This window comes from Luteibacter sp. TLI7-4A (assembly GCF_056754745.1).
The window spans coordinates 3,365,316-3,389,592 of sequence record NZ_JBPGWO010000001.1 but is presented as its reverse complement, the minus strand read 5'-3'; the positions used below and the strand labels follow the sequence as shown (position 1 = coordinate 3,389,592).

Annotated in this window: 27 protein-coding genes; 21 read left to right on the top strand and 6 right to left on the bottom strand. The window is 66.6% G+C overall.

The window, feature by feature from the left end:
* Positions 1–165 precede the first annotated feature (165 nt).
* From ACR9Y6_RS14925 to ACR9Y6_RS14910, 4 genes are all read left to right on the top strand, one after another.
* Positions 166–660: a (2Fe-2S)-binding protein gene (locus ACR9Y6_RS14925; RefSeq protein WP_481281990.1), complete on the top strand. Its 495-nt coding sequence runs from the start codon at positions 166–168 to the stop codon at positions 658–660.
* Positions 657–2,927, top strand: a complete 2,271-nt coding sequence (locus ACR9Y6_RS14920; protein WP_481281989.1) for a xanthine dehydrogenase family protein molybdopterin-binding subunit — start codon at positions 657–659, stop codon at positions 2,925–2,927. The genes ACR9Y6_RS14925 and ACR9Y6_RS14920 overlap by 4 nt, the downstream gene beginning before the upstream one ends.
* On the top strand, positions 2,924–4,228 hold the full coding sequence (locus ACR9Y6_RS14915; protein ID WP_481281988.1) for a c-type cytochrome: 1,305 nt from the start codon (positions 2,924–2,926) through the stop codon (positions 4,226–4,228). The genes ACR9Y6_RS14920 and ACR9Y6_RS14915 overlap by 4 nt, the downstream gene beginning before the upstream one ends.
* Positions 4,229–4,322: 94 nt before the next feature.
* Positions 4,323–4,907 (top strand): TetR/AcrR family transcriptional regulator, encoded by a 585-nt coding sequence (locus tag ACR9Y6_RS14910; protein WP_481281987.1) that lies wholly within the window; start codon positions 4,323–4,325, stop codon positions 4,905–4,907.
* Here ACR9Y6_RS14910 and ACR9Y6_RS14905 read toward each other — a convergent pair whose 3' ends face one another.
* Together ACR9Y6_RS14905 and ACR9Y6_RS14900 are read right to left on the bottom strand one after the other, a co-directional pair.
* Positions 4,908–5,837: a patatin-like phospholipase family protein gene (locus tag ACR9Y6_RS14905; protein ID WP_481281986.1), complete on the bottom strand. Its 930-nt coding sequence runs from the start codon at positions 5,835–5,837 to the stop codon at positions 4,908–4,910.
* 104 nt (positions 5,838–5,941) lie between these two features.
* Positions 5,942–6,967: a class 1 fructose-bisphosphatase gene (locus tag ACR9Y6_RS14900; protein WP_481281985.1), complete on the bottom strand. Its 1,026-nt coding sequence runs from the start codon at positions 6,965–6,967 to the stop codon at positions 5,942–5,944.
* A 132-nt stretch (positions 6,968–7,099) separates the two neighbouring features.
* On the opposite strand from ACR9Y6_RS14900, the gene ACR9Y6_RS14895 reads away from it, so the two are divergent.
* The 7 genes from ACR9Y6_RS14895 (at position 7,100) to ACR9Y6_RS14865 (ending at position 13,353) form a co-directional block, all read left to right on the top strand.
* A complete protein-coding gene (locus ACR9Y6_RS14895; protein WP_481281984.1) occupies positions 7,100–7,339 on the top strand; it encodes a hypothetical protein in 240 nt (79 codons plus the stop codon).
* Positions 7,340–7,358: 19 nt separating this feature from the next.
* Positions 7,359–7,997 carry a glutathione S-transferase family protein gene (locus ACR9Y6_RS14890; RefSeq protein ID WP_481281983.1) on the top strand — a complete coding sequence of 213 codons (639 nt, stop codon included), beginning with the start codon at positions 7,359–7,361 and terminating at the stop codon, positions 7,995–7,997.
* 69 nt (positions 7,998–8,066) lie between these two features.
* On the top strand, positions 8,067–8,771 hold the full coding sequence (locus ACR9Y6_RS14885) for a helix-turn-helix transcriptional regulator (protein ID WP_481281982.1): 705 nt from the start codon (positions 8,067–8,069) through the stop codon (positions 8,769–8,771).
* Positions 8,772–9,732: 961 nt separating this feature from the next.
* Positions 9,733–11,463, top strand: a complete 1,731-nt coding sequence (locus ACR9Y6_RS14880; RefSeq protein ID WP_481281981.1) for a DUF885 domain-containing protein — start codon at positions 9,733–9,735, stop codon at positions 11,461–11,463.
* Between the two features lie 64 nt (positions 11,464–11,527).
* Positions 11,528–11,929: an MbcA/ParS/Xre antitoxin family protein gene (locus ACR9Y6_RS14875; protein ID WP_371023509.1), complete on the top strand. Its 402-nt coding sequence runs from the start codon at positions 11,528–11,530 to the stop codon at positions 11,927–11,929.
* The gene (locus ACR9Y6_RS14870) at positions 11,926–12,627 is read left to right on the top strand and encodes an RES family NAD+ phosphorylase (protein WP_481281980.1); all 702 of its coding nucleotides are present in this window, start codon (positions 11,926–11,928) and stop codon (positions 12,625–12,627) included. The genes ACR9Y6_RS14875 and ACR9Y6_RS14870 overlap by 4 nt, the downstream gene beginning before the upstream one ends.
* An 18-nt stretch (positions 12,628–12,645) precedes the next feature.
* Positions 12,646–13,353, top strand: coding sequence for an SGNH/GDSL hydrolase family protein (locus tag ACR9Y6_RS14865; protein ID WP_481281979.1), 708 nt, complete (start codon positions 12,646–12,648; stop codon positions 13,351–13,353).
* Positions 13,354–13,884: 531 nt separating this feature from the next.
* Here the strand turns inward: ACR9Y6_RS14865 and ACR9Y6_RS14860 are convergent.
* Together ACR9Y6_RS14860 and phhA are read right to left on the bottom strand one after the other, a co-directional pair.
* Positions 13,885–14,133: a hypothetical protein gene (locus ACR9Y6_RS14860; RefSeq protein ID WP_448095807.1), complete on the bottom strand. Its 249-nt coding sequence runs from the start codon at positions 14,131–14,133 to the stop codon at positions 13,885–13,887.
* Between the two features lie 69 nt (positions 14,134–14,202).
* Positions 14,203–15,090: a phenylalanine 4-monooxygenase gene (gene phhA / locus ACR9Y6_RS14855; protein ID WP_481281978.1), complete on the bottom strand. Its 888-nt coding sequence runs from the start codon at positions 15,088–15,090 to the stop codon at positions 14,203–14,205.
* A gap of 136 nt (positions 15,091–15,226) precedes the next feature.
* On the opposite strand from phhA, the gene ACR9Y6_RS14850 reads away from it, so the two are divergent.
* The 10 genes from ACR9Y6_RS14850 to ACR9Y6_RS14805 all read left to right on the top strand — a co-directional run bounded on the left by ACR9Y6_RS14850 (position 15,227) and on the right by ACR9Y6_RS14805 (position 22,068).
* On the top strand, positions 15,227–15,706 hold the full coding sequence (locus ACR9Y6_RS14850; RefSeq protein ID WP_481281977.1) for an Lrp/AsnC family transcriptional regulator: 480 nt from the start codon (positions 15,227–15,229) through the stop codon (positions 15,704–15,706).
* A gap of 83 nt (positions 15,707–15,789) precedes the next feature.
* Entirely contained in the window at positions 15,790–16,590 is an 801-nt protein-coding gene (locus tag ACR9Y6_RS14845) for a lysophospholipid acyltransferase family protein (RefSeq protein WP_481281976.1), read from the top strand.
* Positions 16,587–17,588 (top strand): YheT family hydrolase, encoded by a 1,002-nt coding sequence (locus ACR9Y6_RS14840; protein WP_481281975.1) that lies wholly within the window; start codon positions 16,587–16,589, stop codon positions 17,586–17,588. The genes ACR9Y6_RS14845 and ACR9Y6_RS14840 overlap by 4 nt, the downstream gene beginning before the upstream one ends.
* A gap of 50 nt (positions 17,589–17,638) precedes the next feature.
* Positions 17,639–18,733, top strand: a complete 1,095-nt coding sequence (locus ACR9Y6_RS14835; RefSeq protein WP_481281974.1) for a PQQ-dependent sugar dehydrogenase — start codon at positions 17,639–17,641, stop codon at positions 18,731–18,733.
* A 9-nt stretch (positions 18,734–18,742) separates the two neighbouring features.
* Positions 18,743–19,366 carry a YbhB/YbcL family Raf kinase inhibitor-like protein gene (locus ACR9Y6_RS14830; protein WP_481281973.1) on the top strand — a complete coding sequence of 208 codons (624 nt, stop codon included), beginning with the start codon at positions 18,743–18,745 and terminating at the stop codon, positions 19,364–19,366.
* A 113-nt stretch (positions 19,367–19,479) separates the two neighbouring features.
* Positions 19,480–19,638 (top strand): DUF1328 domain-containing protein, encoded by a 159-nt coding sequence (locus ACR9Y6_RS14825; protein ID WP_306848471.1) that lies wholly within the window; start codon positions 19,480–19,482, stop codon positions 19,636–19,638.
* A 58-nt stretch (positions 19,639–19,696) separates the two neighbouring features.
* Complete coding sequence (locus ACR9Y6_RS14820) at positions 19,697–20,086, top strand: ElaB/YgaM/YqjD family protein (protein ID WP_481281972.1); 390 nt, start codon at positions 19,697–19,699, stop codon at positions 20,084–20,086.
* 25 nt (positions 20,087–20,111) lie between these two features.
* Positions 20,112–20,594, top strand: coding sequence for an ABC transporter ATP-binding protein (locus ACR9Y6_RS14815; protein WP_481281971.1), 483 nt, complete (start codon positions 20,112–20,114; stop codon positions 20,592–20,594).
* Complete coding sequence (locus ACR9Y6_RS14810; protein ID WP_481281970.1) at positions 20,591–20,908, top strand: hypothetical protein; 318 nt, start codon at positions 20,591–20,593, stop codon at positions 20,906–20,908. The genes ACR9Y6_RS14815 and ACR9Y6_RS14810 overlap by 4 nt, the downstream gene beginning before the upstream one ends.
* A gap of 119 nt (positions 20,909–21,027) precedes the next feature.
* Entirely contained in the window at positions 21,028–22,068 is a 1,041-nt protein-coding gene (locus tag ACR9Y6_RS14805; RefSeq protein ID WP_481281969.1) for an AI-2E family transporter, read from the top strand.
* Positions 22,069–22,073: 5 nt separating this feature from the next.
* On the opposite strand, the gene ACR9Y6_RS14800 is transcribed toward ACR9Y6_RS14805, so the two are convergent.
* Both ACR9Y6_RS14800 and ACR9Y6_RS14795 read right to left on the bottom strand, forming a co-directional pair.
* Positions 22,074–22,847 carry an SDR family NAD(P)-dependent oxidoreductase gene (locus ACR9Y6_RS14800; protein WP_481281968.1) on the bottom strand — a complete coding sequence of 258 codons (774 nt, stop codon included), beginning with the start codon at positions 22,845–22,847 and terminating at the stop codon, positions 22,074–22,076.
* Positions 22,844–24,277 (bottom strand): efflux transporter outer membrane subunit, encoded by a 1,434-nt coding sequence (locus ACR9Y6_RS14795; RefSeq protein WP_481281967.1) that lies wholly within the window; start codon positions 24,275–24,277, stop codon positions 22,844–22,846. The genes ACR9Y6_RS14800 and ACR9Y6_RS14795 overlap by 4 nt, the downstream gene beginning before the upstream one ends.

Sequence of the window (24,277 nt, the reverse complement as noted above, 5' to 3'; positions counted from 1 at the left end):
CACCAGAGCATCGGCTCCCGCCGAGGCACTGCAGCCACGCACGGCCATTTTCTTCAAATGCGCCGATTCCAGCAAAACGCCCGGATGGGTTTTCGTCGTAAGCTGCGTGTTGTCATGCATCCCGCCAGCGGAGCCGTCCGCTCCGCCCAGCCCCAAGGAGCCGTCATGGTCACGTTGCGCGTCAATGGTGAGGATCGTCAGGCGGACGTGCCGCCGGACATGCCCCTGTTATGGGTCCTGCGCGACGTGGTCGGGCTGACCGGCACGAAATTCGGTTGCGGCATCGCGCAGTGCGGCGCCTGCACGGTGCACCTGGACGGCCAGCCCGTGCGTTCGTGCCAGCTACCGGTATCGGCCGTGGGCGGCCGGGCGATCACGACCATCGAAGGCATCGGCGCCACGCCCGAAGGCGCCAAGGTGCAACAGGCATGGCTGGCCGTCGATGTCGTCCAGTGCGGTTACTGCCAGTCCGGCCAGATCATGGCGGCGGCGGCCTTGCTGGCGCGCACGCCCAACCCGACCGATCGCGATATCGATGCTGCCATGTCCGGCAACATCTGCCGGTGTGCTACCTATGTGCGCATCCGCGAGGCGATCAAGCAGGCCGCGACGGGCCAGCCCAATGGCTTGCAGGTGATCGTCGATGGAGGTGCCGCATGAGCGCGCACGATCACACCGGCACGATCGACGAGGGGCGCCGACAGGCGCTCCGCCTCGCTGGCGGCGGTCTCGCCGTCGCCTTCCTGTGGAGCGCGGGCATGGGCCCCGCCGTGGCGCAGATGAATCCGCGCCGGCAGCCTGGCGACGAAGCCGCGGCGGCGGCCGATGGCAATCCGCCATTCGCTCCCAACGCCTTCATACGTATCGATGCCGACGGCAGCGTGCGCCTGGTCATGCCTTCGGCGGAGATGGGCCAGTCGATCTATACCGGTATCGCGATGATGCTGGCAGAGGAACTCGGCGTAGGCTTCGACCAGATCAAGGTGGAGCACTCGCCACCGAGCGATGCGCTCTATGGCCAGGCGTTGCTCGGCGGCGGACAGATCACCGGCGGCTCCACCAGTACGCGTGGCCAGTGGCAGGCCCTGCGCGAAGCTGGCGCGGTGGCACGCGAGATGCTCGTCGCCGCCGCCGCCGCACAGTGGCATGTCGATCCGGAGGGTTGTTCGGTGGCCCGCGGTGTCATCACCCACGTGCCTTCCGGACGCACGCTGGGTTTCGGCGCCGTGGCCGAAGCGGCGGGGCGCTTGCCCCAGCCGGCCAGCGTCAAGCTGAAGGAACGTAAGGATTTCACGCTGATCGGCAAGCCCTTGCGCCGTATCGACTCGCCGGACAAGGTCAACGGTGGCACGCAGTTCGGCATCGACGTGAAGGTGCCGGGCATGAAGTTCGCGGCGGTGAAGACCAGCCCCGAACTCGCCGGCACGCTGGGCGCCGTGGACGACAGCAAGGCCCACGCCATCCCCGGCGTGATCGAGGTCATCAAGCTCGACGATGCGGTGGCGGTGGTCGGCGAGCACTATTGGGCCGCCCAGCAGGGCTTGCAGGCCCTGGACATCGAGTGGAAGCCCGGCGTCAACGCGAAGCTGGACACCCAGACCCTCATCGCCGCGCTGCAGGAGACCTCGCGCAACGGCAAGGCCCTGGTCGGTCGCAAGCCGAAAGGCGAAGCGCCCGCGGGCGGCAAGCGCGTGGAGGCGGCCTTCGTGTCGCCCATGCTCGCCCATGCGACGATGGAGCCGTTGAACGCCACCGTGCATGTCACTCCCGGCCACTGCGAAGTGTGGACCGGCACCCAGGTGCCCACACGCGTGGTGAAGGAAGCGGCACGCATCTGCGGTATTCCCGAGCAGGCCGTGGTGCTGCATAACCAGTACCTCGGCGGCGGCTTCGGTCGCCGCCTGGAAACGGACCAGGTCGAGCAGGCGGTCGCCTTCGCGAAGCAGGTGTCCTACCCGCTGAAGGTGATCTGGAGCCGCGAGGAAGATATTCGCCACGATCGCGTGCGTCCGCTGTACTACGACCGCATTTCCGCCACGCTCGGCGACGATGGCAAGCCCACGTCGTGGCAACACCGCATCACCAGCGGCACGGTGCTGGGCCGCTGGTTGCCTGCGGCGATGGGCAAGGACGGCATGGACAGCGACGCGATCGAATCCGCCGCCGATCTTCCCTACGAGATGGACAACGCACTGGTCGAGTGGGCTTATCACGTGATGCCTCCCGGCCTGGTCGTGGGCTGGTGGCGCGGTGTCGGCCCCACGCACAACCTGTTCATCGTCGAGAGCTTCATCGACGAGCTGGCGCACACGGCGGGAAAGGACCCGCTCGAATACCGCCGGTCGCTGATGAAACCCGGTTCGCGTGCCCTGGGCGTCCTGAACCTCGCCGCCGAGAAGATCGGCTGGGGTGGCCAGCCCCTGCCCGCGCGTGTCGGGCGCGGGATCGCGGTGGGCTCGCCCTTCGGCAGCCATGTCTGCGCGATCGTGGAGGCCGAAGTGACCGCGCAAGGCCAGGTGCGCTTGCGCCGCGCGGTGGTGGCGGTGGACAACGGCATCACCATCAACCCGAGTTCGGTGCAGGCACAGATGCAGGGCGGCCTGCTGTTCGGGTTGAGCGCGGCTCTCTACAACGGCATCACCCTGAAGAACGGCGCCATCGAGCAGAGCAACTTCCACGATTACCGTAGCCTCCGTATCAACGAGGTGCCGCAGATCGACGTGTACTCGGTGGAAAACGACGAAGCGCCGGGCGGTATCGGTGAAGTGGGTACGGCGATCGCCGCGCCAGCCCTGGCCAATGCGATCTTCGCGGCCACCGGCATCCGCCTGCGCGAGCTGCCCGTGTCGCGTACCCAGTTGGCCGAGTCGCCGGACGCGTTGAAGAAAATAGCTGGCGTCCTCAATGGCAAGGAGGACGTGGCATGAAACGTTTCCTCATCATCGTCCTGCTGCTGATCGTGATCGGCGTCGGTGCCTACTTCGTGCTCAACCGCACGGATAAATCCGATGGCACGGCACCGGCGATCGCCGGTGCGCCGGCCAACGCCGATCCCGTGGCGCGTGGCGAATACCTCGCCCGCGCGGCCGACTGCATCGCATGCCATACCGTGCCCGAGACCGGAAAGCCCTTTGCCGGTGGCGTCGCCTTCAAGTTGCCGTTCGGTACGATCTACTCGTCCAACATCACCGCCGACGAGGAAACCGGCATCGGCCGGTGGAGCGACGACGAATTCGTACGCGCGGTGCGCGAAGGCGTGCGCAAGGATGGCAAGCACCTCTATCCAGCTTTCCCGTACACCTCGTATACCCAGTTGAGTCGGGCCGATGTGCTGGCGATCAAGGCCTACCTCTTCACCTTGCCCAAGGTGCGCCAGCCGGAGACGCCGAACGATCTCGGCTTCCCGTTCAACCAGCGCTGGGCGATGGGTTTCTGGAACGCGGCTTTCTTCCGCAGCCAGCGCTTCGAGCCAGATGCCTCTCGTTCCCCGGAATGGAATGCCGGCGCCTATCTGGCCGGTGCGCTGGGCCATTGCGCCGAATGCCATACGCCACGCAACCTCGGCTATGGGCTGAACCATCGCGACGAACTGGCGGGCCAGGAGTTGCAGGGCTGGCGCGCATACAACATCACCTCGGACCCGGAGCACGGCGTCGGCAAGTGGAGCGACGAAGCCCTGGTCCAGTACCTGAGCACGGGCTACGCCGCCGGCCATGCCTCGGCGAACGGCCCGATGGGCGAGGCCGTGGCGCACAGCCTTCAATTCCTGAAACCGGAAGACACCGCGGCCCTCGTCGCATGGCTGCGCACCGTGCCGCCACGCGAAGGCAAGGACCCCATCGTGGTCGATCCGGCGCCCAAGGCCATGGTCGCTTCCAGCGCCGTGGCACCGGGTGGCGACGATCCGACCGCCAACGTGGACGGACAGCGCTTGTTCGAAGGCGCTTGCGCGAGCTGTCACCAGTGGAACGGCGCGGGACAGCAGACACCGAACGCCGGCCTTGCCGGTACGCGCGGCGTCAACGATCCGCGCGGCGCGAATGTCACCCAGGCGATCCTGCATGGGGTGAAGATGCGCGTCGGCCAGACCGACATCTACATGCCCGCCTTCGGCCAAGCCTATAGCGATCCCGAGGTGGCGGCCCTGGCCAACTACGTGATCCGCCACTTCGGCGGCAAGGAAGGCACGGTGACGGCGAAGGACGTGGCGGATCGCAGGCAACTGTGATCCGCCGGGAAGTCCCCATGACGCTCGACATTTCAACGCGCAAGGATTGGCTACAATAGCTCCGGGCAGGGAGAATCCCTGGGGAGCGAGCAGCATGCGTTACGAGAAAGGCCATAAGGAACAGACCCGCCAGAAGATCGTCGAGGCGGCGTCGCAGCGTTTTCGCGCCGACGGCATCGACGCCGTCGGCGTGGTCAGCCTGATGGGCGAGGTCGGCCTGACCCAGGGCGGCTTCTACAACCATTTCGGCTCGAAGGAAGACCTCGTCCGTGAAAGCGTGGCGATGGCGGCGGCCAGTGCCGTCGAACGCTTGGGCGCCCGCGTGGCGGCCTCGCGAGGCGAAAGCTACCGCGCGCTGGTCAACAGCTATTTGTCGGCGGAACACCGTGACGCGCCCGAGGCCGGTTGCGTCGCCGCCGCCTTGTCGGCGGAGATGGCACGGCGTCCCGTCGAAACACGCGCGGCTTTCACCCGTGGCTATACCGAGATGGTCGAACTCATCGTCTCGACGCTGCCGGACGGCATCCGTGGCAAGCGTCGCCGCACCCTGGCCATGGCGGTGTTCGCCTCCCTGGTCGGCTCGCTGTCGCTGTCGCGCGCGGTGGCCGATCCGGCCCTCTCCGACGAGATCCTCTCGCTGGGCCGTCAGTCCGCCCTGGCCCTGGTGGACGCCGGCTGATCAGTGCGTCGCCACCGCGACGGGTGGCTTGCCCATGGCGGCCGTCTTCTCGGCGATCTTCGCCCTGATCGCCGGGATGGCCGCCAGCGCGGCACGTTCGCCTTCGAGGATCGCGACGTTCTTCTGGTCGAAATCGGTCGGGCCGATCTGGCCCACCTTCGGCCGGATCACGATGTCGGCCCGGGCCAGTTCCTGCTCGGCCAGCTTGCGCCCCATGATCGTGATCGACTGGCCGACGATGCCGACCATGCTGTCGGGATTGCTGCCATCGGGCCGCGCCGAGATGTCCACGGCGATGACGATGTCGGCGCCGAGCTGGCGTGCCGCGTCCACGGGCACCGGGCTGACCACGCCACCGTCGACGAAGTGCTTGCCGTTGATATCCACCGGCTCGAACACGCCGGGGATGCTGCTGGACGCGCGCACGGCCTGGCCGGCGTTGCCACGGATGAAAACGGCGCGCGAACCGTTCTCCAGTTCCGTGGCCACGGCGGCGAACGGTATGCGCAGCTTCTCGATCGGCGTCTGCTTGAGCAGTGCGTTCACGTAGTCCTGCAGTTTCTGGCCCTGGACGAGGCCGCCCGAGAAGAAGCGCACGTCGCGGATCTTGCCCTCGTCGAGTGCGAAAGCCTGCTCCTGTAGCTGGAAACCGTCCATGCCGCTCGCGTAGAGCACGCCGACCACGCTGCCGGCGCTGGTGCCGGAGACGGCGTCGGGATGGATGCCGCTGGCTTCCAGTATCTTGATGACGCCGATGTGCGCAAAGCCCTTCGCCGCCCCGCCGCCGAGGGCCAGCCCGATGCGCGGCTTCGCCGCCAGCACGGGCAGGGCGGTGTCGGGGCGGGTGTCCGGCTTGCCGCCGCCGAAACAACCGGCGAGCAGGGCGGCGAAAACCAGCGGGAGCCAATGGCGGGCGTGGCGGAAGGACATGGAAGGGACCGGGAGGATGGCTGGCGGATCATCGGGCATGCGCGCGGCGACGGCATGACCGGTTCATGGCGGAAGCCGGGCGGCATGGCCGCCCGGCGGGAACGTCAACCGCGGGTCTGGTCGGCCTCGAGGTGGTAGCGGGTCGCCACCTCGATCTCGTTACGCGAACCGAGGAAAACCGGAACGCGCTGGTGCAGTGCGCCGGGCTGGATATCCATGATGCGTTCGCGGCCGGTGGTGGCGGCACCGCCGGCCTGCTCGACGATGAAGGCCATCGGGTTGGCCTCGTACATCAGGCGCAGCTTGCCGGTGCCGCCCTTGGCCGTGATCTTGGCATCGAGCGGATAGATGAAGACGCCACCACGGGTGATGATGCGGTGCACGTCGGCCACCATCGAGGCGACCCAGCGCATGTTGAAGTCGCGTCCGCGCGGACCGTTGGCGCCGGCCAGCAACTCGCCGATGTAGCGCTGCATCGGGGCTTCCCAATGGCGCTGGTTCGACATGTTCACGGCGAACTCGCCCGTCTCCGCGGGAATGGTGATGCCGCGGCGGGTGAGCACGAAGCTGCCGTGCTCGCGGTCGAGGGTGAACTCGTGCACCCCGTGGCCGAAGGTCAGCACCAGCAGGGTGCTCGGGCCGTAGACGACATAGCCCGCCGCCACCTGCTCGGTGCCGGGCTGGAGGAAATCCTCCACCTTCGGCTCGGTGACGCCGTCGGGGCAGCGCAGGACGGAGAAGATGGTGCCCACCGAGACGTTGACGTCGATATTGGACGAGCCGTCGAGCGGATCGAACAGAAGCAGGTGATTGCCCTTGGGGTAGGCATCGGGGATGGGCTGCGGGTCTTCCATTTCCTCCGAGGCGCAAGCGGCCAGGTGGCCGCCCCAGGCGTTGGCTTCGAGCAGGATCTCGTTGGAGATCACGTCGAGCTTCTTCTGCGCCTCGCCCTGTACGTTGTCCGATCCGGCGTTGCCCAGCACGCCGCCCAGCGCACCCTTGCCGGTGGCGACGGAGATGCGCTTGCAGGCGCGGGCCACCACCTCGATGAGCAGGCTGAGCTGGGCGTTGATGTGCCCCGCGCGCTTCTCTTCGATCAGGAACTGGATCAGGGAAATGGGTTTCGTCATCGGAAGGAGACCTGGCGCGAAAACCCGCATTGTCCGGGTGGCGGGTGAATGGCGCCAGAGGGACTGCTGACAGTACGTTGTCAGCAGCCCCCGCGCAGACTCTCCTTCACACCAACGGGAAGGGGTAGTCGCATGAATCGGTTCCTCGAACGGCTTGCCGACCTTTACGCGCCACTGGGGCGCCGCGGCATGCTGATGGATGGCCAGTACCGCTTCGCTCCCGATGACGACACCGGCGCCGCCAGCGGGAGCCGTCTCCGCGGCCGTTCCGCGACAGTGGCCCCGGTCCGGCCGAAGCAGCCAGCCGCCGGCGCCGCGACGGCGCCCACCCGCTCGCTCGCCCTCCGCATCGTCCACTCATTTCATCGCTGACAGACAAGGGAATCACCGCATGAACGCCAACAGGATCAAGTTTCACCACGCACCGAACAGTCGCTCGGGTAGCACGCTGATGTTGCTGGAGGAATTGGGTGCGCAGTACGACATGCACGTGATGGACCTCACCCAGGGCGAGCAGCGCCGCCCGGAGTACCTGAAGGTCAATCCCATGGGCAAGGTTCCGGCCATCGAGCACCTGGACGGCCTGGTCACCGAGCGGCCGGCTATCTTCACCTACCTCGCCGACCTCTACCCGGAAGCGGACCTGGCGCCGGGGCTGCGCGATCCGCTTCGCGGGCCGTACCTCCGCTGGCTCGCGTTCTACGGTTCGTGTTTCGAGCCGGCGGTGATGGATCGCTTCATGAAGCACGAGCCCGCGCCTGTCTCGACCTGTCCCTATGGCGACTTCGACACGGTGATGGACGTCATCGAGGCGCAACTCACGCCGGGCCCCTGGTTGTTCGGCGAGCGCTTCACCGCGGCGGACATCCTCTGGGCCAATGCGCTGGACTGGACGATGAAGTTCGGCATCGTGCCGCGCCGCGATGTCTTCGAGCAGTACGTGGCGAGGCTGATGGTGCGCCCGGCCATCGTCCGCGCCGCGGTGCAGGACGCGGCGCTGGCTCGCGCCCAGACCCTGGCCGCCGCCTGAGCCGGCGGATATGCGCGGCCGTGACCATCGCCGCTTCCCGCGCCGCGCGCGGGAGGCGATGATTCGGGCATGCGCCGCGCCGATCGCCTGTTCCTCATCATCAACGCCCTGCGCGGGCGGCGCACCGCGCTGCCCGCGCGGCAGCTGGCCAGCACCCTCGAAGTCTCGCTGCGTACCGTCTACCGCGACGTCGCCGACCTCCAGCTCTCCGGCGTACCCATCGAAGGCGAGGCCGGCGTGGGCTACATCCTGCGCAAGGGCTCGGACATCCCGCCACTGATGTTCTCCGCCGACGAACTGGAGGCGCTGGTCGCCGGAACCCGCTTCGTCCGCGCGTTCGCCGGCGAGCGCTTGGCGCGGGAAGCGCAGGCCGCCCTGATCAAGATCGAGGCCGTGCTGCCGCCCGACCTGCGCGAGAAATCCGCGCAGTCGAAGATCTTCGCACCTATCTGGCGCGACCCTTTCCAGAACCAGGTCGCGGTGATGCTCGACCGCCTGCACGCGGCCGTGCTGGCGCGCCGGGTGCTCTGCCTCGACTACCGCGATGCCGAAGGGCGTGGCACCACGCGCGAAGTGGAGCCGTTGTGCCTGTCCTTCTGGGGCGGCGCGTGGACCCTCGGTACCTGGTGCCGCCATCGCCAGGCGTTCCGCAACTTTCGTCCCGACCGCATCGCCGACTGCCGCGACGCAGGCGAGACCTTCGCGGATCTTCCCGGCCGTAACCTCGAAGCCTACCTCGACACCATGCGCGGGCATTACGCGGGACTCGAGTAAAGGTTCTTCGCGGATGTTCTGAATGGCGTTTCGGCTCGGCTTCGCGTTGGGGTGGTGGGGCAGAGCCGTCGGCCGCCACCCTCGTCGCTCCGGTTGCACCGTCGCTCGGGAAGGGAAGCCGCTGCGCGGCCATGTCTTATGGCTGACGCCCCGTCGCGCCCGTCGCGCCGGGCGGGGTTTCCGACTCGCCTTCCATGGCTCGGCGGAAACGGCCGGCCATCCCTGGCCGGCCCCCTGACGGGCCTTCTCGCCCGGCGCTCCTCGGTTCCACAAGTCGCGACGAGGGTGGCGGCCGACGGCTCTTCCGGGCACTGAGGGGTCGTGTGGCACAAGCAACGCCCGCGACCGGGGGATGCCCTCTCCGTGTGACCCCCCACGCGGGTGGGAAGCGGGCTGGCCCGCGATTCGCCACCCTGTTTCGAGCGAATGAGGCCGTGCATCGCCACCGAGCCAGCGGTGACAAGCCTCGCTCGATCATCGCAAGGCCTCCTTCGCCACCGGAGGGATTGAGGAATCGCGGGTCAGCCCGCTTCCCACCCGGGTGCGGCGAGTGGCAAGCGCCACGACGAGCGGCACGCGACACGTGGCTGGCATCGCTCTTTCCCACCAGTCCACCCCAGGGTCGAGAGAGCTGCCGGGCGCCACCCTCGGCGCGACATTAGGAGCCGAGGACGGGCGGGCGGAGAAGGCCAGCAGGGGGCCGGCCAGGGATGGCCGGCCGTTTCCGCTGAGCCAGGAAGGCGAATCGGAAACCCCCGCCCGCCCGTCCGAGCCCGAAGGGGCGCAGCCATCAAACACGGCCGCGCCAGCGGCATCCCTTCCCAAGGGACGGCGACTACCGTCGCGCCGAGGGTGGCGCCCGGCAGCTCCCCCGCCACGCACACGACGAGCGCGATGGCGAAGCCGAGCATGAATAAAGCCGTGCGATGATCGGGGTTTTCCCCGCACCTACGGAGCCCGCATGTCCCCCTGGATCCGAGCCATCGCCTTCGCCGGACTGTTCGCCGGTACCGCCCATGCCGCTCCGCCGGCCGACGACGCGTTCAAGGCCATCTACACCAGGGAATGGACATGGCGTAACGGCCAAGCCGGCATCCTCACCTCGGGCGAGGCGCAGCCGGGTGACGGACGGCTCGACACGGTGGATGCCGCGAGCCAGGCCAAGCGGCTCGCCTACTGGAACGACGTGCTGGCGCAACTCGACCGCATCGACCCCAAGTCGCTGAGCGGGACCGTCCGCGTCGACTACGCCGTCTACCGCGAACAGATCGGCAACCTCGCCGCCGCGCAGCGTTTCGCGCAGTGGCAGATGCCGTTCAACAGCGACTCCGCCTTCTGGTCCGATATCTCCTATGTGCTGCATGGCGACGACCTGCGCACGCGCGACGACTACCGCCACTACGTCGAGCGCCTGCGCCAGATTCCCGCGTACATGGACCAGGAAATCGCGAACATGCGCCTGGGCCTGGCGCGGGGCTTCACCGTGCCGCGCGAGGTGCTCGGTGGCCGCGATGTCTCGATCGCGGCGGTGGCGGAGCTGAAGAATCCCGAAGACAGCGCGCTGTACAAGCCTTTCAAGGCGATGCCGAAGAACCTCCCGGCGGCCGATGCCGAGGCCTTGCGCAAGGACGCGCGCAAGGCCATCGCCGAGGGCGTGATCCCGGCCTACGGACGCTTGCTGACCTTCTTCCGCAACGAGTACGTGCCCAGGGCACGGCCAACGCTGGCCGCCGAGTCGTTGCCCGATGGCAAGGCCTACTACCGCCAGCAGATCCACGAGTACACCACGCTCGACCTGTCGCCCGACGAGATCCACGCGATCGGCCTGCGCGAAGTCGCCCGTATCCATGCGGACATGCTGGAGACGATGAAGGAGACCGGTTTCAAGGGTGATTTCCCGGCGTTCCTCGCCTTCCTGCGCACCGACCCGCGCTTCTATGCGAAGACCCCGGACGAACTGCTGATGCGTACGGCGTGGGTCGCCAAGCAGGTCGATGCGAAGCTGGGCAAGTACTTCGGCTTGCTCCCGCGACAGCGCTTCGCCATCGAACCGGTGCCCGCCGACATCGCGCCTTACTACACCTCCGGCCGCGGCGGAGCGGACGTCTATCTGGTGAACACCTACGACCTGCCATCGCGGCCGCTGTTCAACATGCCCGCGCTGACGCTGCACGAATCGATGCCCGGACATGCCCTGCAGCTGGCGCTTTCGGCGGAGCAGCAGGGCCTGCCGCCGTTTCGCCGCGATGGTTACATCTCCGCCTATGGCGAAGGCTGGGCGCTGTATTCGGAGTACCTGGGCGAGGAGATGGGCATCTACCACACGCCCTATGAGCACTTCGGCTATCTCACCTACCAGATGTGGCGTGCCTGCCGCCTGGTCGTGGACACAGGTATCCACCACCTGGGCTGGACGCGCCAGCAAGCGATCGACTACCTCACGCAGAACACGGCGCTGAGCGATCGCGAGATAGCCAACGAGGTGGACCGGTACATCAGCTGGCCGGGGCAGGCCCTGTCGTACGAACTGGGCTACCTGAAGATTCGCGAATTGCGCGAGCGCGCCGAGAAGCAGCTGGGGGAGAAATTCGACCTGCGCGCCTTCCATGACACCGTGCTGGCGCTGGGCTCCGTGCCGTTGCCGGTGCTCGAACAGCATGTGGACGCCTGGATTGCCTCGAAGAAATCGTAGGTTGCTACTCCAATTTCTCCATAAGTGGAGTACACTGCATCACAACTCCACAGGTAAAGCCACGATGCAACCAGCCATCCACGCCGAACCGATCCACGCCGGAGACCTTGGCGGTCCCGCCCTCCGCGCCTTCTTCGCCCTCGCGGAGCGTTGGAAACTGCGCGCCGCCGAGCAGAGAACCCTGCTCGGCGAGCCGCCTGAATCCACCTATTTCAAATGGAAGAAGCAGCAGGACGGCGCGCTCTCCCGCGACGTGATCGAGCGGATCAGCTACCTGCTCGGCATCTGGAAAGACCTGCAGATCCTCTTCCCCGATCCGGCCCAGGCCGATGCCTGGGTACGCAAGCCGAACGACGCGCCGCTCTTCGGTGGCCATTCGGCCCTGGAGCGGATGCTCTCCGGCAATGTCGCCGACCTCTACGTCGTCCGCCAATACCTGGACGCCCAACGCGGCTGGAACGGATGAGCCCCGCGCCACCGCTGCGCCGGATCCGCTGGAGCCAGGCCTACCGGATCGTGCCCAGCCGGTTCCCGCCCGTGGGTCTGTTCGATCGCATCGCCGAGCCGAAGGACATCGACGCGGTCATGGCCATCGAATCGCTGACCAATCCACGCCTGCGCGAGGAGATGGGCGCACTCCGGCTCACCCCGCCGGAGCGCCGCGTCTCCGGCCCCGGCACCTCGCCGATCATGGCCGCTTTCACCCATATCCCGCCCGAAGGCAGCCGTTTCAGCGACGGCCACTGGGGCGTGTTCTACGCCGCGCACAGCGTGCCGACGGCGATCGAGGAAACCGTCTTCCATCGCGAAGCCTTCCTCGCCGCCACGCACGAGCCACCCACCGACGTGCAGGTACGCTGCTACAAGACCTCCATCTCCGGGCGCTTCCATGACATCCGCGGTGGCTGGCCCGCCGAGCACGATCCCGATTCCTACGCGGCCAGCGTGAAGCTGGCGCGGACGCTGCGCGAGCAGGGCTCCAATGGCATCGTCTACGACAGCGCGCGCCATGCCGGTGGCGAATGCGTCGCGGTGTTCTATCCCGACCTCGTCGCTCCCTGCGTGCAGGCCGAACATTTCATCTACCGCTGGAATGGCAGCCGGATCGAAGCGGTGCTCAAGGTGACGCCCGTCGAGCGGCAGGGTTTACCCCGGCGTCCGTAAGGGGTTACGGTGCGCGGAATGAAACGCCTGACGCTCCTCTTCACCCTGCTTGCCCTTTCCTTCGCCGCCCACGCCAAGGGCCCGGACCACAGCCAGTGGGAACACGACATCCAGGCTTTCGAGGCCTCGGACCGGAGCAACCCGCCACCGGCCCATGCGGTGTTGTTCGTCGGTAGTTCCTCGATCCGCTTGTGGGCGAGCCTTTCGGCCGATTTTCCGGAGTACCGCGTCATCAACCGCGGCTTCGGAGGGTCCGATCTCGACGATGCCACCGCCTTCGCCGACCGCATCGTCAAGCCGTACCACCCGGTGGCCATCGTGATCTATGCGGGGGACAACGACTTGCAGAACGGCGACACGCCGGAACAGGTCCGCGATGACTTCGCCGCCTTCGTGACGAAGGTACGCCAGGACCAGCCGGAGGTACCGATCGCTTTCATCTCGATCAAGCCCAGCGTGGCCCGCATGAACCTGCTGTCGAATATCGAAAGGGCCAACGCGCTGATCAGGGACTGGTCGATGGCGCAGAAGGGCGTCGCCTTCCTCGACGTGGCGCCGGCGATGCTGGATGCGAACGGACAGCCGAAGCAGGAACTCTTCGTTGGCGATGGCCTGCACATGAATCCGAAAGGTTATGCGCTGTGGGTCGCGCAGGTACGCCCATGGTTGGCGGAGCACGCCGCGGCGGCCGAAGTTAAACGGGACCCAAACGCAGCCACGAAGTGATACGGGAACTTCACGGCTCCGCCCCTATCTAAGTATTCGATCGCCGAGAGGCGACCTGTTGGCAACAGGCGCGATTGATTCGCCAGTTGTCCCGGGTCCCGCTATTTCCCCTGATAGCCTGGACCCGACGCGACCCCGGCAGCTCCTCCCCTGGCTGCCGGGGTTTTATTTTGTCTGATTTTTGACTTTTCCCCGATAGAAGCCGCGCTGTGCGGCCGCTCTTGTGGGAGCAGCTCGTGTGGAAGCCGACCTTGTGGCAGCCCTTGTGGGAGCCGACCTTGTCGGCGATGGGTGCTTGCCTCGACATGGCCCGCTGCCGCGGGATCGCCGACAAGGTCGGCTCCCACCAAGCAAAGGTTCCTGGAGAAAGGCTGCCACCAGCGAAAAAGATTCCACCAAAGACGAAGGCTGCCACCAAAGCATGGCCCCACCAAAGAAAAAGGGCGGGCCAGCCTTTCGGCCAACCCGCCCTCATCGCACCTGTCGGAGCCGACTTCGTCGGCGATCCCCAGGCGACCTCATGAGTTGTCGTCAGACGTGATGCACCCGCGTCGCATAGGGTCGAATCGACGTGTCGAACGCCCGCCACACGCCGTCGTTGCCTTCGATGTTCAGCACGATGTCCGACGCCGCGTTGGCCGCCTCGATGCGGCGGGCCTCCTGCAAGGCGCATTCGAGCGCGTCGTCGCGGGAGCAGAATTCCCCGTACTCGAACTCGTTTTTCTGCAACAACCAAAGACCGGGACCGACGGACTCGAACGGAATGTCGAAGACGACCACGATGGACCCACCCTGTTCATTGGAGTTGGGGCCATGGTAGAGGCCCGCTCGTTAGGCCGTCGTTGAGTTTCAGTTGTCTGCGCCGGAAACGAAGCCTTCGCGCGTACCGCGCCGATACACCTTGTCCGTCGCCAGCACGTCCTCCGCCGCCACGGGCGTCCCGCCCGCGAGCCTGGCGTAGATCGGGGTGAAATCCGGCCGGGTCGCGTCGAACAGTTGCTCGAAGTCGTCGATCACGAAGTAGGTCTGCTGGTAGGTATCGATCTTGTACCGGGTATTCATGACCCGCTCCAGGTCGAACCCGATCCGGTTCGGCGCCGGCGAATCGATCGAATAGATGGATTCGCCCTTCGAGCTGACGATGCCCGCGCCGTAGATGCGCAGGCCCGCGTCGGTCCGGATCAGGCCGAACTCCACCGTGTACCAGTAGAGGCGCGTGAGGTTCATCAGCGCGTCCGGGCCGATCGCATGGGCCTTCATGCCACCCTTTCCGTAGGCCTGCATGTAATCGGCGAACACCGGATTGAGCAGGAGCGGCACGTGGCCGAACAGGTCGTGGAAAAGGTCCGGCTCCGCGAGGTAATCCAGCTGGTCGGGCTTGCGGATCCACCAGCTCACCGGGAAACGGCGGTTGGCGAGATGATCGAAGAAGACCTCGTCCGGCAACAATCCTTCCACCCCGACCACTTCCCACCCGGTGGCCTTGCCGAGCACCTTGTTCAGCTCGTCGAAGCGGGGAATGCCGCCATCGCCCAGGCCGAAGCGGTCGACGCCGTCGAGGAACTCCTGGCAGGCGTAAGCCGGCAGCAGCTGGCGCTGGCGGCGGTACAGGGTGTCCCAAACCTCGTGATCGACCTTGGAGTAGCTCGCCCACGGCTGCTCCACGGTGCCGGTCGCATAGACGGGCACGTATCCGCGGTCGGTCTGCTGGTGTTCGACGCGACGGGGGGTGTCCATGACGGGCTCCTTGGGCTGTGGTTGATCGCTGAGCAACAGCATAGCGAGGAAGGCGCGCAATAAGCTTGCCTTGTTGCGTCAAAGACGGTCATATGTGCAATGATTGATTGAAAGTCAGCCAGTGGACAGAAGAATCGTGCAAGCCAACCTCGACCGTACCGACCTGCGGATCCTCGCCGCGCTGCAAGCGAACGGCAGGATCAGCAACGCCGAACTCGCCACGGAGGTGAATCTGTCCCCCTCGGCCTGCCTGCGTCGCGTACAGAAGCTCGAGGCCGATGGCGTCATTGCCGGCTATGGCGCCCGGCTGGAACCACGCTCCCTGGGCCTGGGCCTGCAGGCCTTCGTCCGCGTACAGCTGAGCCGGCACGAATCCGAGGCCATCGACTCCTTCACCGAGCGGGTGGCCGAATGGGAGGAGGTGGTGTCCTGCTACGCGTTGACCGGCGACATGGATTACCTGCTCCAGGTATACGTGGCCGACCTGGACGGATTTTCCCGGTTCCTGCTCGATCGCCTGTTGAACGCGGCGGGCGTGGCGGACGTCAACACCAGCTTCGTCCTGCGCACCGTGAAGGCTTCCACGGCCCTTCCCCTCGGGAATATCCGTAGCTAGCGCGGTGCAAGCCCACGTGTCTTAAGAATAAAGACAACTTCCCCTAGCGGCAGCGACCGCCCATCGTTAATCTTGTGCGCTCGATGGAAGCCGCCTCCGCCAACCCGACCCCACGCGACCGACTGCGTCCGCTGCGCTATGTGTGGCGAGTGCCGTTGCTGGTGCTCCATGTCCTGTTCGGCATCGTCATCTGCACGCTGATCCTCAGCTGGGCAGGCGGGGTGATGAAGAACGGGCGCGAGCCACTGGCCCACCGAACCATCCGCATGTGGTCGACCATGCTGTTGCGCGTGTTCGGGTTCCGCAGCCGCCGCTTCGGCCAGCCTTTGCCCGACCCGGTGCTGTTCGTGGCCAACCATACGTCGTGGCTGGACATCGAGCTGCTTCATTCGCAGCGTGCCGCCTGTTTCGTCGCCAAGGCCGAGATCGCCAGCTGGCCCCTGGTCGGCTGGATGGCCGCGCGCGGCGGCACCATCTTCCACCGCCGCGGCAACAACCACTCGCTGGCCTCGGTCATGGCCTCGATGGTGGAGCGCTTGCGCGAAGGGCGCTCCGTGGCGGTGTTCCCCGAGGGTGGCACGGGCCACAACGGCGTGCTGCGCGTGTTCCATGCGCGCATCTTCCAGGCCGCCCTCGATGCCGGGGTGCCGGTGCAGCCGGTGGCCCTGCGTTTCGCCCGTCACGGCAAGCGGCTGATCGATGCCGGGTTCCGCGAAGGCGAAAGCTTCATGGGCAATTTCCTGCGCTTGCTGGGCGAGCCGCCGCTCGACGTGGAAGTGCATTTCCTCGAGCCGGTTCCGGTCTCGGCCGACGGACGCCGCCGCATGGCGGAGGCCTCGCGCGAACGCATCGCGCAGGCCCTGGATACCGACACCCCGGCATGAGCCTGCCGCGGGGTTCCGACTTCCTGCCGCCGTTCCCGCTGCGCAGCGGGCACATCCAGACCATGCTTTCCTCCAGCGGCATTCGCCGCCGCCTGCTGCCGAAACGGGCGCACCAGGTGCAGGTGAACGCGCAAGAGGTGCTGATCGATGTCGGCCGTGGCGACCGGTTGAGCGGCCGTTTCACCGCCCAGCGAACGGGGCGTGAGTCGCGTGGCCTGGCCATCCTGTTCCATGGCTGGGAGGGCAGCGTCGATTCCACGTATGTGTTGCAGACGGGCAGCCGCTTGCTCGAGGAAGGTTGGGATGTCTTCCGCCTGAATTTCCGCGACCACGGCGACAGCCACGGTCTCAATGAAGCCCTCTTCCACTCCTGCCGCATCGACGAGGTGGTGACCGCCCTCGGTGAGATCGTCAGGATGTTCCCGGCGAAGGCCGTGGGCGTGGCGGGGTTTTCCCTGGGCGGCAACTTCGCGCTGCGCGCCGGCATGCTGGCGCCCAGGCAGGGCGTCTCGCTGGACTACGTGCTGGCCGTCTGCCCGATCATCGACCCCAGCGAAGGCCTGTTCTCCCTGGAGAGCGAGGCGCCCTGGTTCTACCAGGCCTATTTCATGCGCAAGTGGCGCCGCTCGTTGCAACTCAAGCAGCAGGCGTTTCCGCATGCGACGTACTTCGAACTCGAGGAACTGCGCCAGAACATGCGCGACCTCACCCGCTCGCTGGTGTTGCGGCATACCGACTTCGGTTCGCTCGAAGCCTACCTCGACGGTTACTCCGTGGCCGGCGACCGGCTGATGGACCTGCACCTTCCGGCAACCATCCTCACCTCCCGCGACGATCCCGTGATCCCGGTCGGCGCGTTCGACCAGTTGCGCGTGCCGCCGAACATCGAGCTGGATATCGCGACCTATGGCGGCCATTGCGGCTTCATCCGCGATTTCAGCATGACCAGCTTCACCGACGACTACATCGCAGCCCGTTTCGACGCCATCACCCGTTGAACCTTCCACACCCGGACAGGAACAGACGGGCCTCAACTGGGAGTCCGTTCATGCGTAGCGCCTTCGTCCTCGGCCTGGCCCTCCTCGCCGCCCCGGCCTTTGCCGCCACTCCTCCCCTGGAGTCGTTGAAGTTACCTCCCGGTTTCCAGATCGCGGTCTGGACCGACCAGGTGCCGGACGCCCGCGAGATGGCCCTCGGGGCGAAGAACACGGTGTTCGTGGGATCGCGCGACGCGGGCAAGGTATTCGCCGTGACCTACGCCGCCGACGGCAAGGTGGACAAGGTACGCACCATCGCCAGCGGCCTGCAGCTTCCGGTGGGCGTGGCCTTCCACGGCGGCGATCTCTACGTGTCCGCGATCAGCCGGATCTACGTGATCCGCGACATCGAGAATCACCTCGATGCGCCGCCGAAGCCTGAACTGATCACCGACAAGCTGCATACCGAGACGGCCCACGGCTGGAAGTTCATCGCCTTCGGTCCGGACAACAAGCTGTACGTGCCGGTCGGCGCACCGTGCAACATCTGCGATCGCGGTGACGAAGGCTTCGCCCAGCTGTTGCGCATGAATCCCGACGGCAGCGGTGTCGAGACCGTGGCGCGTGGCATCCGCAACACGGTGGGCTTCGACTGGCGCCCCACGGACAAGTCATTGTGGTTCACCGACAACGGCCGCGACATGCTCGGCGACGACATGCCCAGCGACGAACTCAACCATGTGACCAAGCCCGGCGAGCACTTCGGTTATCCCTACTGCCACCAGGGCGACACGCTCGATCCGGAATTCGGCAAGGGCAGGAACTGCAAGGACTTCACGCCGCCCGTGCTTAAACTGGGTGCCCACGTGGCGGCACTCGGCATGCGCTTCTACGACGGAAAACAATTTCCCGCCGCCTACCATGGCGCCCTCATCGTCGCCGAGCACGGCTCGTGGAACCGCACCGCCAAATCCGGTTACCGGGTCATGAGCGTGCGCCTCAACGGCAACAAGGTGGCCAGCTACGAGCCGCTCGTCGAAGGATTCCTCGTCGATGAAAAGGTGTCCGGCCGCCCAGCCGACGTACAACCGCTCCCCGATGGCAGCCTGCTGATCAGCGACGACGACAACGGTGCCATCTATCGCGTGACCTATAAGAAGCCATAAGGAGTCCCCATGCGCCTCAACAGCGACAGCATCCAGAATGGCAAGCCCATTCCCCCGAACTTCGCCTTCATGGAGGTCGGCGACCCGATCAAGCCTGCCGGCAACGTGACGCCCCACCTGGCCTGGACCGAGGTTCCCGCCGGCGCGCGATCCTTCGCCATCGCCGTCATCGACACCGATGTGCCTTCCAAGCCGGACGACGTGAACGTCGTGGGCCGTGAAGTACGCCGTGACCTGCCACGCGTGGAATTCGTGCACTGGCTGATGGCCAACATTCCCCTGGAATGCCGCGAGCTGGGCGAAGGTGCCTGCGGCGAAGGTATCGTGCCCCGTGGAAAGAAGGACCCGGTGGGCCCGCCCGGCTCGGTGCAGGGCCTCAACGACTACACGGGCTGGTTCAAGGGCGACCGCGACATGGAGGGCCACTACCATGGCTACGATGGCCCCTGCCCGCCGTGGAACGACACCATCCCCCATCATTACCACTTTCACGTCTATGCCCTGGACGTCGAGAGCGTGCCGCTGGAAACCGGCTTTTCACTGGCCGAGTTTCGCGACGTGATCGAAGGGCACGTCGTGGACCAGGCGACGATCACCGGAACCTATTCGCTGAACCCGAAGGTCAAGGCGTGAGGGCGAGGTGAAGGGTACTGGCTGAATGCGTATTGAGCGAAGCCAGCGGGCTTCACGCGGCATGCGCGGTGCGCGGGACTAAATGGTCTCGCGCTACCCACGGAGAAACCACCATGTTGCACTACGCCCTCGTCTTCCTCGTCATCGCGATCATCGCGGCCGTATTCGGCTTCGGCGGCATCGCGGGTACGGCGGCCGGCATCGCGAAGATCCTCTTCGTGATCTTCCTGATCCTGGCGATCATCTCCTTCTTCCGCGGCCGTAACGTATAGACCACGGCGTCACCCTTTTTGCCGTACCTTGTTCAATCCCAGCCCCGGAGACCCTCAAATGAACAATCCCGCCGACCCCGTCGCCAACGCCGCGACCGCCGCCGCGAACACCGTTTCGGCCGCCGAGCGCATCGATGCACGTGCCGAGCGAGTGAAGCAGGCCACCTCCGAGGTCGTGGACCGGACCAAGGAAGTGGTCGACCGCGCCGCCGACAAGGTGGAGCACACGCTGCACAACGCCACCGACAAGGCCGCCCATGGCGCCACGCGCGCGGCCGAAAAGGCCGAGGAAGCCAAGCTGCGCGGCAAGGAAGCCTATGGCGAGGCCGTGGAGACCGCGAACGACTGGCTGGACACGGCCCGCGACTACGTCCGCGAGAAACCCGTGCAGTCCATCGCGCTGGCCCTGGCCGCGGGTTGGCTGGCCGGCCGTATCCTGCGCAACTGATCCTTATCTTCCAGGGGCGCGACACATGCTGGAAGACGGCCCTTCGGGGCAAGACGACGCGGACGGAACGGCGCCGGCGGACGCGACGGCCGATCCCAGGCTGGCCATGCCCGCCTGGGTCGGGGATGTCCGCCGCCTGGGTGCCGGGCTGAAGAAACTCTTCGCTGCGCAGTTGAAGCTGATCGGCGCGGAGATCGGCCTGGCCCGGAGCGGCATCGTCATGATGCTCTTCATGGGGCTGGCCGCCATTGTCTTCGCGGTGGCGCTGGGATTCACCCTGCTGGCATTGGCCGGGTGGGGCCTGGCCCAGTGGTTCGGCTCCTGGGCGTGGGCATTGACCGTGCTGGCGGCGCTGCAACTCGTGCTGCTGGTCGGCGCGATCCTCGTCTTCCGCCGCGGCATGCACTGGCTTACGCTCCCCGCCACGCGCGCCGAACTCTCCACGTTGGCAAGGGAAGCCGCGAAACGAGGCAAGGCGGAAAGCGAGCAGGCGGAAGAGCAGGCATGAGCATTTTCAGCAGCATGGCGAAAGTCACCGCCGCCCGGGCCCGGGTCGCGGCGGCACGGCGGGAAACCGTGGAACCGGCCGCCGCCTTGATAGCGCGTGGTTACGAACACCCCCTCACGGTGCTTGGCGTGGCCGCCGGCTCCGGTTTCCTGCTCAGCAAGGTCAAGTTCAATCCGCTCGCCGTGCCCGGGGTCACAGGCCTCGTGGCGGCGGGTAGCGCCGACCTCGTCGGCAAAATCGTTTCCATCGCCGCCGGAAGTTTCCTCGGCAAGATGGCCGGCGATGTCGCGGACACGGCCGAAGAGGCACCGTGAGCGACTTTCCCAGTCCACTGCCCACGCCGGTCCCTTCGACGGCGGCACCCGGCGCCGCCGTTTCCACGATCGCCGTGCCCTCTCGCCGGAAGCCCGGCAGCGGCCGAAGCAGCCGGCGGATGTCGCGCAACCTTCGCGCGATCCGTATTTCGCTGACTTGCCTCGTCCTGCTGGCAGCGATCTACACGGTGGCCATCGGCAAGTCGCTGCTGGTACCGCTCGTGCTCGCGGGATTCATCGGCCTTGCGCTCAATCCCATCGTCGCCGCCGCCGCGCACTTGCGCATACCGCGCTGGTTGTCGGCGGTGACGGTGATGGTGCTGCTCGGCTTCGGTCTCGTATCGGCCGTGACGACGCTTTCGGGGCCCGCGCTCAACTGGTTCCACGAGGCACCGACGGCGATGCGCGCCTTCGCGCCGAAGATCAAGCCGCTGACCCAGCAGATCGAGGCCGCCAGCCGGGCGACGCAGAACCTGGTGGGCGGCACGGTGGTACGCAACGCGCCGCAGAGCCCCAACAGTTTCGCCTTCACGGCATGGGACATCCTCGCGGGCGCGCCGAAGGTACTCGCGAGCGTGTTGACGGTCGCCTTGCTGGTGTTCTTCTTCCTCGTCTATGGCGACGAGATCCTTCGGCGCGCCGTCGAGATATCGCCCACCTTCGCCTATAAGCGACACACCGTAAGCATCGTGCGCAGCATCCAGGTGGAGGTGTCGAGTTACCTCCTGCTCACGGCGGCGATCAATGTCACGCTCGGCCTGGTCACCGCAGGCATGCTCTATCTGTATGGCGTGCCCGATCCGCTGTTATGGGGCACCGTGGCGACGATCGCCAATTTCATTCCGTACGTCGGCGCCATCACCACCACGACCGTGCTCGCCATCGTCGGCGCGTTGCACTTCCAGGAGCTTGGCCCCGCCTTGCTCCCAGCCGCCACGTTCGCGGGCATCACGGCGGTCGAAGGCAACATGATCACGCCCATGTTGCAGGGGCGCCGCTCACGACTGAGTCCGGTGGCGATCCTGCTCTGGCTGCTGGTATGGGGCTGGCTCTGGGGCGTGCCCGGCGCACTGCTGGCCGTGCCGATGCTCACCTGCGTGAAGCTGATCACCGCGAAGCTGCGTGGCTGGCAGTGGTTCGCGCATATCATTTCGCGCTGACTCACCTACCAGCCGATCTTCACCCGGTCGCGAAAAAACTCGCCGGTGGCGGCTTCCCGTTCCGGCAACAAGGCCGCCCATACGATGCCTTCGGCACTCTCCGCTGCCGGCCGGCCGCCGCTGCCGCCCAGCGCGGTGGCGGTCCAACCCGGGCAAACGGCATTGACGAGGATGCCGCTGCCGGCGAGTTCACGCGCCGTGACCTGCGTATACGCATTGAGTGCCGCCTTCGAGATGCGGTACGCCGGCGCCTTGTCGCTGCACATGTTGTGCACGGCGCACTCGCTCGATACGTTGACGATCCGGCCATAGCCGTGTCGGTGCATCAACGGCAGCGCGGCCGCGGTGAGGCACCACGCGCCGAGCAGGTTCACTTCGAGCGCGCCCCGGATGACGTCCAGCTCCGGTACCGAAATACGCGCATCGTGATCGAAATAGCCACCCGCGTTGTTGACCAGGATATCGAGCCGGCCGAAGCGGCCGTCGATGTGGGCGATGGCGTGCTCGATGTCGCCCTGGCGGGTGACATCGAGCTTGATCGCGTAAGCGTCGCCGCCGAGTTCACGGATGGCCCGGGAGGTTTTCTCGCCCTTGCCGGGTTCTCGCATACCCATGAAGACCGTGACGCCGAGCGAGGCGAGCTGGCGCGACACCTCCAGCCCGATGCCGCGATTGGCGCCACTCACCAGGGCGACGCGCTGGGTGAGTGGCGGCTCGACGGCCATCGCGCTGCTGCGCTTCGCCTGTACGGGCAGGCGATGAACCTTGGCGGCACTCATGGCACCTTCGCAACCTCGCTGCACGCGTTGTCGCCACATGCCTGCCAACCGCCACCGAGCGCCTTGTACAACTGCACCGCGCGGGTATTGATGGCGGCCTCGGCCTCGGCCAGCTGGTCTTCCGCCGACAGCTGGGTGCGTTCGGCGTCGAGCAGTTCGAGGTAATCGGTGCGGCCGGCGTCGTAACGGATCTTCGCGAGGTCGGCCGCGCGGCGGCTTTCCGTCGCCTGCACCACCAGCTTCTCGACACGCTCACGCTGCTGGTTGAAGCCGACCAGCGAATTATCGACATCCTCCAGCGCCGCCAGGACGGTGCGCTCGTAGTTGGCGCGGGCCTCGTCGGCACGAGCCTCCGCACCCTTCACGCCCGATCGCACGCGCTGCACGTTCAGACCCGACCACGAAATGCTCGGGGCGAGTGACCACGCACGCGAATCCGCGCCACCGAAATCGTTGCTGCGGCCGGCGAGGAAGCCGATGAATCCGCCCAGCGTGATGTGCGGGAAGTAGTCGGCCTTGGCCACGCCGATGCGGGCGTTCGCCGCGGCGAGCTCGCGCTCGGCGATGCGGATGTCCGGACGCCGTTGCAACACCTCGTCGGCACCGCCGATGGCGAGGCTGACGTCGATGGGCTTGAAGGTCGCCGGCGAGAGGTCGATGTCGAGTTCGCCGGGGCGCACACCGAGCAGTACCGCGATGCGGAACTGGTCGGCGCTGGCCTGGGTCTGCAGCACGGGCAACTGCGCTTCCACGGAGGCGAGCCGCGCCTTCGCGCTGGCAAGGTCCTGCTCGGCCCCCGTGCCAAGCTCCACGCGCGCGGCGATCACCTTCAGCGAATCCTGCTGGTTGGCGATGTCCCGCTTCGCCACGTCGATGCGCAGCTGCGTGCCGCGCAAGTCGAAATAGTTGCGCGCCACTTCGGCGAACAACGTGACCTGCGCATCCTGCAGCGACGCCTCGCCAGCGGCGGCGTCGGCGCGTGCGGCCTCGACCGAGCGGCGGATACCGCCGAACAGGTCGAGCTCCCACGAGGCGTCGAATCCGGCCTGGTAGGCCGTGATGGTCTGGCGCTGGTCGCTGAAGCCCGGCTGCTGCTCGCGGCTACGCTGATAGGACACACCGGTTTCGATGTCGGGGATCTGCTGTGACTTCGCCGTGCCGAGCGCGGCACGCGCCTGGTTGAGGCGCGCCACCGCGATCTTGAGGTCCGGCGAGCCCTGCGCCGCGCGGACGATCAGCGCGTCGAGGGTCGGGTCGCCGAACTGCTTCCACCAGCGTGCCTGGACGTCGCCGTTGTTCTGGTGCGTCGCATCGACGCCCTGCAACGTCACCGGGGCTTCCTTGGGTGCGTGGTAGTCGGGGCCCACGCTCGCGCAACCGGCGAGGACGAGGGCCGCGAACAACGCGGTACTGCGAAGAACGATTTTCAT

Coding starts and splice junctions, on each gene's coding strand:
- ACR9Y6_RS14915 (WP_481281988.1), top strand. CDS start 2,924: ATGAAACGTTTCCTCATCATCGTCCTGCTGCTGATCGTGATCGGCGTC.
- phhA (WP_481281978.1), bottom strand. CDS start 15,090: ATGGACACCCCCCGTCGCGTCGAACACCAGCAGACCGACCGCGGATAC.
- ACR9Y6_RS14890 (WP_481281983.1), top strand. CDS start 7,359: ATGAACGCCAACAGGATCAAGTTTCACCACGCACCGAACAGTCGCTCG.
- ACR9Y6_RS14910 (WP_481281987.1), top strand. CDS start 4,323: ATGCGTTACGAGAAAGGCCATAAGGAACAGACCCGCCAGAAGATCGTC.
- ACR9Y6_RS14925 (WP_481281990.1), top strand. CDS start 166: ATGGTCACGTTGCGCGTCAATGGTGAGGATCGTCAGGCGGACGTGCCG.
- ACR9Y6_RS14795 (WP_481281967.1), bottom strand. CDS start 24,277: ATGAAAATCGTTCTTCGCAGTACCGCGTTGTTCGCGGCCCTCGTCCTC.
- ACR9Y6_RS14805 (WP_481281969.1), top strand. CDS start 21,028: ATGTCGCGCAACCTTCGCGCGATCCGTATTTCGCTGACTTGCCTCGTC.
- ACR9Y6_RS14905 (WP_481281986.1), bottom strand. CDS start 5,837: ATGTCCTTCCGCCACGCCCGCCATTGGCTCCCGCTGGTTTTCGCCGCC.
- ACR9Y6_RS14840 (WP_481281975.1), top strand. CDS start 16,587: ATGAGCCTGCCGCGGGGTTCCGACTTCCTGCCGCCGTTCCCGCTGCGC.
- ACR9Y6_RS14820 (WP_481281972.1), top strand. CDS start 19,697: ATGAACAATCCCGCCGACCCCGTCGCCAACGCCGCGACCGCCGCCGCG.
- ACR9Y6_RS14800 (WP_481281968.1), bottom strand. CDS start 22,847: ATGAGTGCCGCCAAGGTTCATCGCCTGCCCGTACAGGCGAAGCGCAGC.
- ACR9Y6_RS14885 (WP_481281982.1), top strand. CDS start 8,067: ATGCGCCGCGCCGATCGCCTGTTCCTCATCATCAACGCCCTGCGCGGG.
- ACR9Y6_RS14845 (WP_481281976.1), top strand. CDS start 15,790: ATGGAAGCCGCCTCCGCCAACCCGACCCCACGCGACCGACTGCGTCCG.
- ACR9Y6_RS14810 (WP_481281970.1), top strand. CDS start 20,591: ATGAGCATTTTCAGCAGCATGGCGAAAGTCACCGCCGCCCGGGCCCGG.
- ACR9Y6_RS14815 (WP_481281971.1), top strand. CDS start 20,112: ATGCTGGAAGACGGCCCTTCGGGGCAAGACGACGCGGACGGAACGGCG.
- ACR9Y6_RS14920 (WP_481281989.1), top strand. CDS start 657: ATGAGCGCGCACGATCACACCGGCACGATCGACGAGGGGCGCCGACAG.
- ACR9Y6_RS14900 (WP_481281985.1), bottom strand. CDS start 6,967: ATGACGAAACCCATTTCCCTGATCCAGTTCCTGATCGAAGAGAAGCGC.
- ACR9Y6_RS14830 (WP_481281973.1), top strand. CDS start 18,743: ATGCGCCTCAACAGCGACAGCATCCAGAATGGCAAGCCCATTCCCCCG.
- ACR9Y6_RS14880 (WP_481281981.1), top strand. CDS start 9,733: ATGTCCCCCTGGATCCGAGCCATCGCCTTCGCCGGACTGTTCGCCGGT.
- ACR9Y6_RS14865 (WP_481281979.1), top strand. CDS start 12,646: ATGAAACGCCTGACGCTCCTCTTCACCCTGCTTGCCCTTTCCTTCGCC.
- ACR9Y6_RS14895 (WP_481281984.1), top strand. CDS start 7,100: ATGAATCGGTTCCTCGAACGGCTTGCCGACCTTTACGCGCCACTGGGG.
- ACR9Y6_RS14875 (WP_371023509.1), top strand. CDS start 11,528: ATGCAACCAGCCATCCACGCCGAACCGATCCACGCCGGAGACCTTGGC.
- ACR9Y6_RS14825 (WP_306848471.1), top strand. CDS start 19,480: ATGTTGCACTACGCCCTCGTCTTCCTCGTCATCGCGATCATCGCGGCC.
- ACR9Y6_RS14835 (WP_481281974.1), top strand. CDS start 17,639: ATGCGTAGCGCCTTCGTCCTCGGCCTGGCCCTCCTCGCCGCCCCGGCC.
- ACR9Y6_RS14870 (WP_481281980.1), top strand. CDS start 11,926: ATGAGCCCCGCGCCACCGCTGCGCCGGATCCGCTGGAGCCAGGCCTAC.